Here is a 376-nt window from a genome sequence, read left to right as displayed (position 1 = left end):
CGTTGTCGGTGTAACCGCTGGCCTGGATGCGTTCGGTATCCCAGCGCCACTGCCGCGCATCGTGATCGAATGCCAGCAGACCGCCTTCGGCCAGCGCGTGCAGGAACTGGATCACGAAGAACGGATTGCCACCGGTCCGGTCGGTCACGAGGCGCGCCAGTGGCGCAAGTTTTTCGGGCGCGCAGTGCAGCGCGTCCGCGATCAGATGCCCGACATGCGCACCGGTCAGCGGCGCGAGCCGGATTTCCGCGATCTTCGCGCCCGCGCTGCGGATCGCTTCAAGCCGGGCCGTCAGCGGATGGGCGGCATCCACCTCGTTGTCGCGATAGGCGCCGATGACCATCAGGTAGCGCAGTTCCGGCTGGATCAGCAGGTC

The 376-nt window shown here is 66.8% G+C and carries 1 protein-coding gene; it reads right to left on the bottom strand.

Going from position 1 to position 376, the window contains the following annotated elements:
* A partial coding sequence (locus AB3X89_RS40335) for a hypothetical protein (protein WP_368588074.1) occupies nucleotides 1-376 on the bottom strand: 376 nt, incomplete at both ends.

It is taken from the genome of Paraburkholderia sp. BR14320 (genome assembly GCF_040948665.1).
Lineage (GTDB): Bacteria > Pseudomonadota > Gammaproteobacteria > Burkholderiales > Burkholderiaceae > Paraburkholderia > Paraburkholderia youngii.
This window is presented reverse-complemented; position numbering and strand designations above follow the sequence as displayed.